General features: G+C 68.9%; 14 protein-coding genes. 6 read left to right on the forward strand and 8 right to left on the reverse strand.

The features are described from left to right. Positions 1-2: 2 nt before the first annotated feature. Positions 3-761 carry an IclR family transcriptional regulator gene (locus JJ691_RS01075; protein WP_211766908.1) on the reverse strand — a complete coding sequence of 253 codons (759 nt, stop codon included), beginning with the start codon at positions 759-761 and terminating at the stop codon, positions 3-5. A 90-nt stretch (positions 762-851) separates the two neighbouring features. Here JJ691_RS01075 and aceB point away from each other — a divergent pair, with 90 nt between their 5' ends. From aceB to JJ691_RS01090, 3 genes are all read left to right on the forward strand, one after another. Further along, positions 852-2,366: a malate synthase A gene (aceB, locus tag JJ691_RS01080; RefSeq protein ID WP_249227611.1), complete on the forward strand. Its 1,515-nt coding sequence runs from the start codon at positions 852-854 to the stop codon at positions 2,364-2,366. Continuing rightward, positions 2,366-3,571, forward strand: a complete 1,206-nt coding sequence (locus JJ691_RS01085; RefSeq protein ID WP_211766910.1) for a DUF6986 family protein — start codon at positions 2,366-2,368, stop codon at positions 3,569-3,571. The genes aceB and JJ691_RS01085 overlap by 1 nt, the downstream gene beginning before the upstream one ends. A 69-nt stretch (positions 3,572-3,640) precedes the next feature. Then, positions 3,641-4,066 carry a VOC family protein gene (locus JJ691_RS01090; RefSeq protein WP_211766911.1) on the forward strand — a complete coding sequence of 142 codons (426 nt, stop codon included), beginning with the start codon at positions 3,641-3,643 and terminating at the stop codon, positions 4,064-4,066. A 59-nt stretch (positions 4,067-4,125) separates the two neighbouring features. Here JJ691_RS01090 and JJ691_RS01095 read toward each other — a convergent pair whose 3' ends face one another. Then, complete coding sequence (locus tag JJ691_RS01095) at positions 4,126-5,292, reverse strand: HNH endonuclease signature motif containing protein (RefSeq protein WP_211766912.1); 1,167 nt, start codon at positions 5,290-5,292, stop codon at positions 4,126-4,128. Positions 5,293-5,591: 299 nt separating this feature from the next. Here JJ691_RS01095 and JJ691_RS01100 point away from each other — a divergent pair, with 299 nt between their 5' ends. Further along, on the forward strand, positions 5,592-5,888 hold the full coding sequence (locus JJ691_RS01100; protein ID WP_442912766.1) for an ArsR/SmtB family transcription factor: 297 nt from the start codon (positions 5,592-5,594) through the stop codon (positions 5,886-5,888). Continuing rightward, complete coding sequence (locus JJ691_RS01105) at positions 5,885-6,349, forward strand: SRPBCC domain-containing protein (protein WP_211766914.1); 465 nt, start codon at positions 5,885-5,887, stop codon at positions 6,347-6,349. The genes JJ691_RS01100 and JJ691_RS01105 overlap by 4 nt, the downstream gene beginning before the upstream one ends. On the opposite strand, the gene JJ691_RS01110 is transcribed toward JJ691_RS01105, so the two are convergent. Further along, positions 6,346-6,957 (reverse strand): GNAT family N-acetyltransferase, encoded by a 612-nt coding sequence (locus tag JJ691_RS01110; RefSeq protein ID WP_211766915.1) that lies wholly within the window; start codon positions 6,955-6,957, stop codon positions 6,346-6,348. The genes JJ691_RS01105 and JJ691_RS01110 overlap by 4 nt on opposite strands. Continuing rightward, positions 6,954-7,649 carry a LuxR C-terminal-related transcriptional regulator gene (locus tag JJ691_RS01115; protein WP_211766916.1) on the reverse strand — a complete coding sequence of 232 codons (696 nt, stop codon included), beginning with the start codon at positions 7,647-7,649 and terminating at the stop codon, positions 6,954-6,956. Before JJ691_RS01115 ends, JJ691_RS01110 begins: the two co-directional genes overlap by 4 nt. Positions 7,650-7,833: 184 nt before the next feature. Between JJ691_RS01115 and JJ691_RS01120 the strand changes: the two genes are divergently transcribed. Continuing rightward, the gene (locus JJ691_RS01120; protein ID WP_211766917.1) at positions 7,834-8,322 is read left to right on the forward strand and encodes a TetR/AcrR family transcriptional regulator; all 489 of its coding nucleotides are present in this window, start codon (positions 7,834-7,836) and stop codon (positions 8,320-8,322) included. 92 nt (positions 8,323-8,414) lie between these two features. Here the strand turns inward: JJ691_RS01120 and JJ691_RS01125 are convergent, their stop codons facing one another. From JJ691_RS01125 to JJ691_RS01140, 4 genes are all read right to left on the reverse strand, one after another. Beyond that, positions 8,415-8,993 carry a TetR/AcrR family transcriptional regulator gene (locus JJ691_RS01125; RefSeq protein WP_211766918.1) on the reverse strand — a complete coding sequence of 193 codons (579 nt, stop codon included), beginning with the start codon at positions 8,991-8,993 and terminating at the stop codon, positions 8,415-8,417. Next, positions 8,984-10,285 carry a M14 family zinc carboxypeptidase gene (locus JJ691_RS01130; protein WP_211766919.1) on the reverse strand — a complete coding sequence of 434 codons (1,302 nt, stop codon included), beginning with the start codon at positions 10,283-10,285 and terminating at the stop codon, positions 8,984-8,986. The genes JJ691_RS01125 and JJ691_RS01130 overlap by 10 nt, the downstream gene beginning before the upstream one ends. A 263-nt stretch (positions 10,286-10,548) precedes the next feature. Beyond that, on the reverse strand, positions 10,549-11,352 hold the full coding sequence (locus JJ691_RS01135; RefSeq protein ID WP_211766920.1) for an SAM-dependent methyltransferase: 804 nt from the start codon (positions 11,350-11,352) through the stop codon (positions 10,549-10,551). A gap of 61 nt (positions 11,353-11,413) precedes the next feature. Next, entirely contained in the window at positions 11,414-13,027 is a 1,614-nt protein-coding gene (locus JJ691_RS01140) for an AMP-binding protein (RefSeq protein ID WP_211766921.1), read from the reverse strand. Positions 13,028-13,101 lie beyond the last annotated feature (74 nt).

Below are 13,101 nucleotides of genomic sequence, written 5' to 3' on the forward strand. Positions count from 1 at the left end.
GGTCATTGTCCCTTGGGGGAGTCCATCTCCCGGGCCAGCACCTTGGCCGCCTTGGTCAGCAGCGGCACCACCTCGTCCACCGCGATCAGGCCCATCCGGGTCTCCGGCCCGCTGATGGAGATCGCGGCGTTGGACGGCGAGCCCGGCACCGCCACGGCCAGGCACCGCACGCCGATCTCCTGCTCGCCGTCGTCGACCGCGTAACCCTGCTCGCGGATGGCCGTCAGCTCGGCCCGCATCCCCTCGACGGTGGTGATGGACCGCTCGGTCTGCGGCTTCATCTTGGCCCGGGCCAGCACCTGCTCCACGCTCTCCTCGGGCAGTTGGGCCAGGATCGCCTTGCCGACCGCCGTGCAGTGCACGTCGACCCGCCGTCCGACCTCGGTGAACATGCGCATGGAGTGCCGGGACGGGGCCTGGGCCACGTACACCACCTGGTCGCCGTCCAGCACGGCCATGTTGGACGTCTCACCGGTGACCTCGGTGAGCTCGGCCAGATAGGGCCGTGCCCACGCGCCGAGGGTGCGGCTGGCGGTCTCGCCGAGCCGGATCAGGCGCGGGCCCAGGGCGTAGCGCCGGGACGGCTGCTGCCGCACGTACCCGCCGCCGACCAGCGTGCGCATGATGCGGTGGATGGTCGGCAGCGGCAGCCCGGAGCTGGCCGCCAGCTGACTCAGGGCGACCTCGCCGCCGGCCTCGGCCATCAGCTCCAACAGCTCGAAGGTGCGCTCGACCGACTGCACCCCACCGTTGCTCGTCATGCGATCAGGGTCTCCCTGTACTTGGCTGGTGCCCAAGGGTAGCGTGGCAGACGACGGTTCTGGAAGAAAAACTCCACGATGAGGAAAACTGTGCCTGAGATCCTGACCCCGGAGGCGGTGGATTTCGTCACCGACCTCAACCGGAGGTTCGCCCCACGCCGCGACGAGCTGATCGCCGCGCGTGCCACTCGCCGTGGCCGCAAGCTGGACTTCCTGCCGGAAACGGCCCACATCCGCGACGCGCAGTGGCAGGTGGCCGCCGCGCCGCCGGCGCTGACCGACCGCCGGGTGGAGATCACCGGGCCGACCGAGCGCAAGATGGCCATCAACGCGCTCAACTCCGGGGCCAAGGTGTGGCTGGCCGACCTGGAGGACGCCAACACGCCGCACTGGCACAACGTCGTCTCCGGCCAGGAGAACCTGTACGACGCCGTGCGCGGCACCATCGTGCACACCTCGCCCGAGGGCAAGCACTACGCGCTGCGCTCCGACGTCCGCCCCGCGACCATCGTGATGCGGCCCCGCGGCTGGCACCTGGACGAGCGGCACATCGACGTGGACGGCCGGCCCGCCGTCGGCGCCCTGGTCGACTTCGGCCTGTACTTCTTCCACAACGTCCGCGAGCTGTTGGCCCGGGGCAGCGGTCCGTACTTCTATCTGCCGAAGATGGAGAGCCATCTCGAGGCGCGGCTGTGGAACGACGTCTTCACCTACGCGCAGGAGAAGCTGGGCATCCCGCACGGCACCATCCGCGCCACTGTGCTGATCGAGACCGTGCCGGCCGCGTTCGAGATGGAGGAGATCCTCTACGAGCTGCGTGACCACGCCTCCGGTCTGAACGCCGGCCGCTGGGACTACCTGTTCAGCCTGATCAAGACCTTCCGTGACGCCGGCGAGGAGTTCGTGCTGCCGGACCGCAACACCGTCACCATGACCGCGCCGTTCATGCGGGCCTACACCGAGTTGCTGGTCCGCACCTGCCACAAGCGCGGGGCGTTCGCCATGGGCGGCATGGCCGCGTTCATCCCGAACCGGCGCGATCCCGAGGTCACCGCCGCCGCGCTGGAGAAGGTCCGGGCAGACAAGAGCCGCGAGGCCGGCGATGGTTTCGACGGCTCGTGGGTCGCGCACCCCGACCTGGTTCCGGTGTGCCAGGAGGTGTTCGACGAGGTGCTCGGCAAGCGTCCCAACCAGTTGGACAAGCTGCGCCCCGAGGTGCGGGTCACCGCCGACCAGCTGCTGGACGTCAAGTCCACGCCCGGTGAGGCCACTTTCGCCGGCGTCCGCTCCGCTGTCGATGTCGGCGTGCGGTACATCCAGTCCTGGCTTTCCGGCAACGGCGCTGCCGCCATCCACAACCTGATGGAGGACGCCGCCACCGCTGAGATCTCCCGTTCGCAGCTGTGGCAGTGGGTGCACAACGGCACCGTGCTGTCCGACGGCCAGGTCGTCACCGCCGCGCTCGTGCGTGAGGTGCTGGCCGAGGTCAAGGCTGCGCTGTCCGGTGATCACCTCGACGAGGCGTGCGCCCTGTTCGAGCAGGTGGCGTTGGACGACGAGTTCGTGGACTTCCTGACACTGCCGGCCTACGCCAAGATCGACTGATGGATCTCGACAAGCTCGTGTCCGAACTGGACAGTCAACTGTCCGATGTGGATGCTTTGCGGGACCGGTTGTTCCCGGGCTCGACCGGTGTCCGTCAGCCCGTGCACACCGTGTACGTGCCGGCGGACCAGGTCGGGCCCGGCCTGGTCCGTTCGTGGGGCGATCGGGCGTTGGCCGCCCTGGACGAGTTCGCCCCCGACGCCGGCGCTCTCACCGACGCCACCGGCGTTGACGCTGTCGGCGTGTACGACCGTCTTCGCGCCAAGCTGTCCCGTGAACCCGTCGAGGATCTTCGTATCGATTTCGAGGACGGCTACGGCTTTCCCGCCGACGACGTCGAGGACGCCCATGTCCTCGCCGCCGCCTCCGTCCTTCGCGAGGCCGCTTCTCCGTTCTCCGGCATCCGCATCAAGGGCTTCGAGCCGTCCGGCCGCCGTCGCGGCGTGCGGACGCTTTCGCTCTTGTTGGGCGCTTTGAACCCTCTGCCGCCCAATTTTGTCGTCACCCTGCCGAAGGTCACTTCTGTCGAGCAGGTCGAGTCGATGGTGTGGCTGTGCACCCAGCTGGAGCGCTTTCCCGGTGAGCTCCGCTTCGAGCTTCAGATCGAGACCACCCAGGCCGTTCTCGGTCCCGATGGCGCCGCCACTGTCGCTCGCATGATCCATGCCTCCGATGGCCGCTGTACCGGTCTGCACTACGGCACCTATGACTACAGTGCCGCTTGCGGTGTCACCGCCGCCCATCAGTCCATGGCGCATCCCGTCGCCGATCATGCCAAGAACGTCATGCTCTTGGCCGCCGCCGGCACCGGCGTGCACGTTTCCGACGGCTCCACCAACATTCTCCCGGTGGGCGATCCTCCCGCCGTCCGCTTCGGTTGGCACTTGCACACCCGCCTGGTCACCCGCTCCCTGGAGCACGCCATCTACCAGGGCTGGGACCTGCACCCCCACCAGCTCCCCACCCGCTTCCTCGCCACTTTCTCCTTCTATCGCACCGCTTTCCCCGCCGCTGCCGCCCGTCTCCGCTCCTACTTGTCCAACACCGCCGGCGTCTTCCTCGATGAACCCGCCACCGCCCAAGCCCTCAGCGCCGCCCTGGTCCGCGGCATGGACTGCGGTGCCCTGGAGGTGCCGGAGGTGGAGGAGGCTGTCGGCGTCGATCGCTCTGTCCTGGACGGCTTCGCCCGCCGCCGCGTGGGGTGAGCTAGTGGCACGACTCGAATCCTCCACCCGGCAATTGCTCAGCGTATGTCGATAGGCCAGGCTGGCTCCATGTCCATCGGTGTGCAGGTGACCTTCGATGCGCGCGACCCACAGAAGCAGGCCGAGTTCTGGGCGATGGCTCTCGGCTACGTCTTGGACCCGCCGCCGCCCGGCTTTGCCAGTTGGTCGGAGTTCGCCACCGCGCGCGGCATCCCCCGTGACCAGTGGCGTGCCGCTGTTATCGACCCGGAAGGGCGCGGACCGAGACTGTTCTTCCAACCAGTTCCGGAGGACAAGACCGTGAAAAACCGCGTGCACCTCGACGTGCACGCAGGCGCCGGCGTGCACGACCCGGTGCTCCGCCGCGCCGCGGTGGCTGCACATGTCGACCGTCTGGCGGCCGCCGGTGCTACCAGGCTGCGCGAGCTCGACGAAGTGTTCGGCTACTGCGTCGTGATGCAGGACCCCGAGGGCAACGAGTTCTGCGTGAGCTGACCAGCTAATGCACGGTCGCGCACCTACGCATTACCCGACCAAGGTTGCGTGACGAACCACTAGCCCGCTTTCTCTCGCCGCTGGCCCTGATCGCGGCCAGCGGCGAACTCCGGCCACCCTTCGTTGATCTTCACCGTCCAGTGGCTGTGATGGATCAGTCGATGATGGTGCCCGCACAGCAGCACGAGATTGTCCACACTGGTCGGTCCTCCATCAGCCCAGTGGATCACGTGATGTGCGTGGCACTGCCGGGGTCTGCGTTGGCATCCCGGGAACGCGCACTCTTTGTCCCGGATGATCAGCGCCCGGCGGATCTGGTTCGGGATCGTCCTGCTCGCCCGCCCGATGTCCAGCACTTCGGACTTGGCTCCTAGCACCACTCGCATCACCTTGCTGTCACAGCCAATCCTCCGCGCCGAGGCCGCATCCATCGGCCCCATACCCTCGACATCGGCCGTGCCCCGCTGCTCCTGAAAGTCCTTCAGCGACATGGTGAGCGCAAGGTGAGGCCGCTCTCCACCTTCCTGGGGCAGGTCCTCGCTGCCGGCCGCGAGGTCGATGATCTCCGCGAAGGCATCGCCTTGGCGCTCGGGCGTGGTGCGGTTGTCGTCGGCGGAGGTCGGCTTGGCGAGCGGGCTGAGCAACGCCGTCAGCTTCGCCCCCGACTCCTGGTCGATCTTCCCTCGAAACACCACCGACCCGTCCTTACGGCTGGTCAGATGCAACTCCCGCTTCGGTTCCGCCAACTCCCGGTCATCCGGCGCTTTCCCATCCTGATCCAGCAACTGCAGGATGTGCCGGGCGATCACTCGTAGCGTCGCCCCGTCGAACTCAGCGGCCTTCTCCAGCAGCGCGGCCTCGACCTCGTCCCGCTGGCCCTCCGGTGCTTCCGTCAGGGTCATGTCGATGACGGCCAGATGCTGCTTGCTCAGCAGGCCTTCCCCGGCCGCCTCATGGACGGCCTCGTGTTCGAACAACTCCGTGTGCCGGAGGAGATCACGTGCCTCCGCTCGGGTCACCTTCCACTGCGCCATCAGGTCTGTCACCATCGCCGCCTGATCGTCCTTGGTGTGCGCGGTCCGTGACCACAACTCCGCTACGACCTCCACCTGTCGCACATAGTCAGCCCTGCGACAGACCTCGGCACTCTCCCCGGCAGCCCACAGCGCCCCCTCATCCAGCCGCCACCATCCGGCGTCGGCAGACTGATCTAGGACTACTGTCATGCCCCCATTCTATCTCCCCTTGGGGATCGATTTCCCTTGTATGCCAACAAATACCCATGTGGGTGACCGACGGAAAGCGCTTTCCGCAACGACCCGCGCAACGCAACCAATCCAACAAAACTCACACCCCGCCCCACGTCCAAAGCCCTCTTTGAACGCGCCCACCCATCCAACCGCAACCGGCCCAACCCAACCCCGCCGCCCATCCAACTCGCCCCCTCAACACTTAGCCCTTGCGCTAACCATCCCCACCTGCAACACTTAGCCTCGTGGCTCAGTATCCAACCCAGACGGACGAGGTGTTCCTGGCGCTGGCTGATCCCACGCGACGAGCTGTGGTGCGCTGCTTGGGTAGTGGGCCGACGAGCGTGGGGGAGTTGGCGCGGCGGTTTCCGATGACCTTGCCGTCGTTCATGAAGCACGTGCGGACCCTGGAGTCCAGTGGCCTGATCCGAACCATGAAGGAGGGGCGGGTCCGGACCTGTGTGCTGAACCGGGAAAAACTGGGCCTGGTGGACGACTGGCTGGCCGAGCAGCGCCGCGTCTGGTCGGAGCGCACGGATCGGTTGGAGCAGTTCTTGGAGGAGGAGTCGTGAATCCTGAGCTGGATCTCGGCCTGGACCGGATCATTCGAGCGCCGCGAGCGCGGGTCTGGCAGGCCTGGACGGACCCGGACAAGCTGGCCCGGTGGTGGATCCCGAAGCCGACACTGTGTCGAGTGGATCGACTGGAAGCCCGCCCGGGCGGTGCTTTCGTGACGCAGATGAGCGACGACGGCCAGACGTTCGTGCCCCATCTGAACGCCTGTTTCCTTGCGGTGGACGACTTGGAGCGGATCGTGTTCACGAACGCGGTGGACAGCACCTGGCGGCCGGCGGCGCCGGCTCCGGTGGCCTGCACGGCGACGATCACGCTGCGGGATCACCCGGACGGCACGGACTACCGGGTGATCGTCCGGCACGGTGACCCGGAAGCCCGTGCCCTGCACGAGAAACTGGGCTTCAACGACGGCTGGGGCACCGTCACCGCCCAGCTGGCGGCCCTGTCTGAGGCCTAGCACCCCGGTGAAGTCGACCGCCCCAGATAAGTAAGCACCCCAGCATCTGGAACGTCGATCACGTGGAACCCGAGCCGGTCGTAGAACGCCCGCGCCGACACGTTCACGGTCACCATGCCCAGATGCACCGCCGGCACACCACGTTCAAACAACGCGCCCAGGAACGCTGTCATGAGCTCCCGTCCCAAACCCTTGCGCTGATACTCGGGCAGCAGATCGATGTGCAGGTGCGCGGGATACGCCGCCAGCTCGGGGACGATCATCCGCTCCGGATTGTGCATTAACGCCAGCATTTCCTCGCTGGGCGTCGTCAACGAGTCCGGCGCTGGATACCGGTCGGCCACCGTCGGCAACCACTCCCGCCGGTACCGCCGCACGAACTCCGCCGTGTCGGCGGTGCCGATCACGTAGCCCACCGCCCGGGACCCGTCGTCGACGACGAACGCCAGCGACGGGTCCAGCGCCACGTACGGGGCGAGGAAGATGGTCGGCATCAGGTCCTGGTCGGGGTACAGGTGCCGGGCGTCGCCGCCGGCGTCGGCGGTCCGTACGCAGACGTCGTACAGCGACGGCAGGTCCTCGGGCGCGAAGGGGCGTAACCGGGTCACCCCTGCATTGTGCCCAGTCCCGCCTCCCTCGCCAGCACGATCGTCTCGGCCCGGGACGCGGTGCGCAGTTTGTGGAAGATGGCCGACAGGTGGTTGCTAACGGTTTTCGGCGACAGCCGCAGCTGCCGCGCGATCAGCTGGTTGGACAGCCCGGCGGCGACCAGGTTGAGCACCTCGCGCTCCCGCCCGGTCAGGCCGGGGAACGGCGTCGTGGCCACGCCCAGGGGCCGCGCCACCAGTCCCAGCAGCCGGTCGGCCGCGGTCCGGCCGAAGATCATCTCGCCGGCGGCGACACCCTGGATCGCGCGCACGATCTCGTCCCGGGTGGCGTCCTTGTGCAGGTATCCCCGCACGCCGGAGCGCAGTGCCGCGCGCAGTGAGTCGTCGTCGTCGCTGGACGTCAACGCCAGCACGGCCACGTCCCGCGCGGACCGCCGCAGCTCGGCCAGCACCGTCTCGCCGTCGGCGAGATCGAGCACCAGCACGTCGGGTCTGTGCAGCAGCACCTCGCGCACCGTGTCCCGTGCGGTGGCGGCCTCGGCCACCACCGCGAAGGACTCGCACAGCACCCGCAGCCCGAGTCGCACCACCGGTTCGCTACTGGCCACGGCCACCGTCAATCCCTCGGTGACGGTGCGCCGTGCCGGTAGCGTGAGGACGGCTCCCGCCGCCGCCCCGTTGCTCATCGCCATGTCCGTACCCCCAAGTCTCTGGCGACCTTGACGCTAGGGCAGGGCGTTCATATCCCGTTCAAATCCATCAACTGAACAGATGAGCGGCAATTTCCGAAACCGGCGGACCGGATGCTAGATTGACCGCCTTTCTGCCCTCTGACCAGGGCGGTCACGATTTTTGGCCTAGGGTAGGTTGCCGCATATGGGTCACCGTGAGGATTTGATGATCGGGGCCAGGCGCTGCCTTGCGGAGAAGGGCTACGCGCGCACCACGGCGCGGGACGTGGTGGCCGCCTCGGGCGCGAACCTGGCCTCCATCGGCTACCACTACGGCTCCAAGGAGGCCCTGCTCAACCAGGCGCTGATCCAGTCGGCGCGGGAGTGGGGCGACCGGCTGTCGGCGGCGCTGGCCGAGCCCGGGGAGATCTGGGGACGCCTGGTCGAGCTGATTGGCTCGGACCGCCAGTTGCTGGCTGCGCAGTTCGAGGTGCTGGCACAGGTCGAGCACGCCGAGGACGTGCGCGAGGTGGTGGCCGAGGAACGGCCCTTCGACCACCTCGACCCCCGAGTGGGCGCGCTCTACCAGGCGCTGCTGACCGGGATCATGGCCCAGTGGCTGGTCGATCCGGCCACCGCGATGACCGGCCCGGACGTCGTCGAGGCGCTGGACATCGTCGCCCGCGGCCGCTGAGTCAGCTCTCCGCTTCGCCGACGCCATCCTCGCCGACCGGGCCGTCGAGGCCCACACCCGCGCCGACGCCGGCGTCCGCGGCAAACTCGTCCTCACGTTCTGAGCAGGCCGGACAGGGCCAGGGCGGAGCGGCGGAAGTACTGCTGGTCCACCGTGCCCGGCTCCAGCACGGCCCGGTGGACCAGGCCGCCGAGCAGGGCGGCCAGGGCCGGGGCCAGCTGCTCGGCCTGCTCGGTGGTGATGTGGCCGTCGCGGCCGACGAGGAGCTTGGCCAGGCGGCCGGCGGTGGTCAGGGACATGACGGTGGGGTCGCGCAGCATCAGGCCGGCCAGTTCGAGTTCGAAGGCGAAGCGGTGGCGGGCGTCGGAGGCGGTGGCGACGTGGTGGAAGGCGTCGGCGCAGCCGGTGAGGACCTCGGCCAGGGACAGGCGGGGATCGGCTAGCTCGGCCAGCAGGCCGTCGAGCTCGTCGGCGTAGCGGGCGACGACGGCCAGCAGCAGGTTCCGCTTGCTGCCGAAGATGGAGTAGACGGCGCCGGTGGTGAGCTCGGCCCGCTCGGCGATGTCGTCCAGCCGCGCCTGCTGGTAGCCGCGGTCGGCCATCTCGGCCAGCGCGGCGTCGATCAGCGCGTCCCGGTTGCGCTGCCGCGACTGCGACCGGGTCAACCGCATGGCGCCAGCCTTCGGACCACCGCCAGCGCCGCCTCGGCCTGCAGGGACACCAACTGCCGCACCGGGAACGGGTCCTGCGACAGCTCGCTCTCGGCGGCGGCGCACCAGGTGTCGAACAGCTCGTCCAGGTGTCGTTTGACGGCACGGGACTCGGGCGGCTGGTTGCCGGCGGCGTGCTCGACCGCCAGCTGTCGGCGCAGCATGCCGCTGGCCCGTAACCGCAGCATGTGCACGACTGTTGACGTGGCAAACTCTTCGGCCACTGTGGCCGGACGCGGAGGGGTGCTCTCGGCCATCATGTCGTTGGCGGCGGCCGCCGACGCGGCGGTGGCCAACTGGTCGGCGATCGAGGTCCGCATCGGCGACGGCACCACGAGCCGCGGCCGGATCTCCTCGTACAACTCGGACAGCACCGCCCTATCGTCCCGCAGTTCGGTCGCCGCGTGTCGGAGACTGTCCGCGTAGGACCGGCCGGAGTCGGAGACGTCGTCGGCCCGGCGGTCGTGCCAGACCGCCACCTCGGTGATCAGCGTGGTGGTGCCGTAGCGTTCGGCGTAGTGCGCGCTGGAACCGCCATGCCGCACCGGATCCCCCGTGCCGCGGGCCGCGGCCTCGATCGACGTCTCGGCCGGCGGCATCAGGTAGACGGCCGGGGCGGCGGTCTCCCAGCCCAGCGTGTCCACCGGGCCCAGTGACAGCGGCACGGCCTGCTCGGCCGCCACCACGCCGAGATCCTCGGCCATGCCCGGCTGCCCGCCGTTGAGGATGAAGAAGACGCCGCCGAAGTCGGCGTTGTGCAAGGAGTACTGGAACCGCGGGCGTAACTCGTCGATCACCCGGGCCAGCGCCTGTGTCTCGGGCAGCGTGCGGTCGAAGAAGGCCCGCTCGTCCAGCACCGGAAACGTCCATTCGGGCTGGTCCACGTAGGCCGGGCGGTAGAAGTTCTCGTGGTAGCTGCGGATGGTCAGCGGGCCGGCGAACCAGCCCTCGTTCAGCCGGGTGCCGTCCGGGTCGATGCAGGGCACGAAGTGCCAGCTGAAGTCCAGGCCCTCGCGCAGTCCCGGCGTGGCCGCCACCCGCTTGGCCAGCGCCAGCACGGTGAGCAGGCCGATCGGCTCGTTCGGGTGCGGACAGCCCACGACCAGCGCGTTGCGGGCGCCGTGGCCGACCGACAGCATCCGTAGCGGCTCGCCCAGCCGGGACGTGCCGATGCGCCGCGTCCGGCACACTTCCGGCAGGTCGGCGGCCAGCTTCTCGACCTCGGAGACCACCTGGTCGACGGTCGGGATCACGAGCCACCTCCACGGTAATCTGACTACTTCCGTAATGAGATTACCGAGGTCGCAGCGGCCCCGACACCGTGCGACGATCACGGCGAAGTCCTGTTAACCAGCGGGATTCCCGCTAGCCCGATCCCGCCGGCTTCTTGCTTGATCCCGTCGCCGGCGGGGAAAACCAGAGGCATTGTGCTCCACTCGGGGCGTGTTCGACGCGTTTTGAGACATTCCGTTGGTGGGGCAGGCTTTTGGGCCCCGCGTCGGCGTTCGGGCGGTAGTCACGACTTGCGGCCGATGCCGGCGTAGCCCTCCCCGGAACTGGCGTCCTGATGGCCGGGGTCCGGCCGCCAGTCGGGGACGTCGACCAGGCCCGGGGCCACGAGGTCGAAGCCGGCGAACAGCGGCAGGGTTTCGTCGTAGCTGCGGAAGTACAGCGGGTCGCGGCTGTTCTTCATCGCCTCGACCACGGCGGCCATGGCCACGGGCTCATGGTCGGCGGTGAGGTGGGACAGGGCGAAATAGCTGCCGGCGGGCAGCGCGTCGCGGTAGGTGGCGACGATGCCTGCGGGGTCGAGGGAGTCGGGCACGTAGACCAGGACGGCGATCATCAGCAGCCCGATGGGGCGGCTGAAGTCCAGGAACTCCCGGGTGATCGGGGCGTCGAGCACGGTGGACGGCTTGGTCAGGTCGGCGCCGAGCATGGTGGCGGCGGGGTTGCCGGCCAGCAGCAGTTCGCTGTGGGCGACGGCGACCTCGTCGTGGTCGACGTACAGCACCCGGCAGGCGGGATCGGCCTCCTGGGCGATCTCGTGCACGTTCCCGTAGGTGGGGCTGCCGGAGCCGAGGTCGAGGAACTGGGTGATGCCCTGCCCGACGAGGTAGCGCACGGCCCGCCGCAGGAACGAGCGGTTGGCGATGGCCACCTGCCGGGCGGTCGGCAGCACCTGGATCACCTGCTCGGCCAGGGCCCGGTCGGCGGCGAAGTTGTGCGCCCCGCCGAGCAGGTAGTCGTAGACGCGGGCGGCGCTGGCCGTGGAGACGTCGACGTCCCGGGGGCCCCGAGCGGCCTCGTTGGCAGCCACCGTTCACCTCTCGCATCCGTCGGCGCTGCCGGCAGCCTACCGTTGGACCGATCGGGACTGATCAGGGTCGCCCGGATGGCGGCATCGATCGCAGACGGTAGCGCTGCACCTTGCCGGTCGCGGTGCGGGGGAGGGCGTCCAGGAACACCACCTCCCGGGGGTACTTGTACGGGGCGAGGGCGTGCTTGACGAAGTCCTGCAACTCGCCGGCGGTCACCGTGCTTTCCGCCCGTGGCACCACGAAGGCCTTGACCACCGTGCCGCGTTCGGCGTCCGGGGCGCCGATCACGGCGACGTCCAGCACGTCGGGGTGGTCCAGCAGCGCGGCCTCCACCTCGGGCCCGGCGATGTTGTAGCCGCTGGAGACGATCATGTCGTCGTTGCGGGCCTCGAACCAGTAGTAGCCGTCGGCGTCCCGGTGGTAGCTGTCGCCGGTCAGTGTCCATCCTCTGTGGACGGTGGTGCGCTGGCGCTCGTCGGACAGGTATCGGCAGCCGGTGGGACCCTTGACCGCCAGCCGGCCGGACACGCCGTCGGGCACGGGATCGCCGTTCTCGTCGAGGATCACGGCGTGGAAGCCGGGCACCACCCGCCCGGTGGACCCGGGTCGGATCTCCTCGTCGGCGGCGGCGATGTAGATGTGCAGCATCTCGGTGCCGCCGATGCCGTTGATGATGCGGATCCCGGTCTTTGCCAGGAAATCCCGCCAGGTGGCGGTGGGCAGGTGCTCGCCGGCCGACACGCAGCGCCGCAGTCCGGTCAGCGCGGAAGCCTTGTCGCCGGCCAACATCGCGCGGTACGCGGTGGGGGCGGTGAACAGCACGGTGACCCGGTGCTTGGCCACGGCGTCGGCCAGCTCCACCGGGGTGGCCCGTTCCAGCAGCAGCGTGGAAGCGCCGGCCCGCAACGGGAACAGGACCAGCCCGCCGAGGCCGAAGGTGAAGCCGATCGGCGGCGAGCCGGCGAACACGTCGTCCTGGTTCGGTCGCACGATGTGCCGGGAGAACGTGTCGGCGCAGATCAGCAGGTCCCGGTGGAAGTGCATGGTGGCCTTGGGCTTGCCGGTGGTGCCCGAGGTCGGGGCGAGAATGGCCACGTCGTCGGCGGCGGTGGCGACGCTGGTGAAGGTGTCGCTTGTGGACGATGCCAGCGCGGTCAGGTCGTCCGGACCCGGGCCGCCGTAACCGAGAACGGGCAGCTCCGGCGCGCCCAGCGCGAGTTCGTCGAGGAAGCGGTGATCGCAGATCGCCAGGTCCGGCTTGGTCAGCTCGACCAGGTCGGCGATCTCACGGGCGCGTAGCAGCGGCATCGTGGTGACGGCGACGCCACCGGCCTTGAGCACGGCGAACCAGGCGGCCACCAACCACGGATTGTTGGGTCCACGTAACAGAACGCGGTTACCGGGGCGTAGTCCACAGTGGTCGGTGAGCACGTGTGCGGCCCGGTTGGCCGCGCTGAGCAGGTCGCCGTAGGTCCAGGTGCCGGTCTCCGTGCGCAGGCACGGCCGGTCCGGGCCGAGCCGCCGCACAGTGTCGTCCAGCAGCGAGTCGGCGCAGTTGAGCCAGTCGGGGTAGTGCAGCTCCGGAAGGTCGAAGACCAGGTCCGGCCAGGCGTCGCCGGGCGGCAGGTGATCCCGGCAGAAGGTGTCCACGTGCGCTGTTCTGGCGACCCGCATCGGCAGCACCTCTTAGGTGAGGGGGTGCCACCAGTATGCATCGGTGCTGACGACAGTCAAGAGAACGCGATAAC

The sequence above is a fragment of the Kutzneria sp. CA-103260 genome (genome assembly GCF_018263855.1).
Classification (GTDB): domain Bacteria; phylum Actinomycetota; class Actinomycetes; order Mycobacteriales; family Pseudonocardiaceae; genus Kutzneria.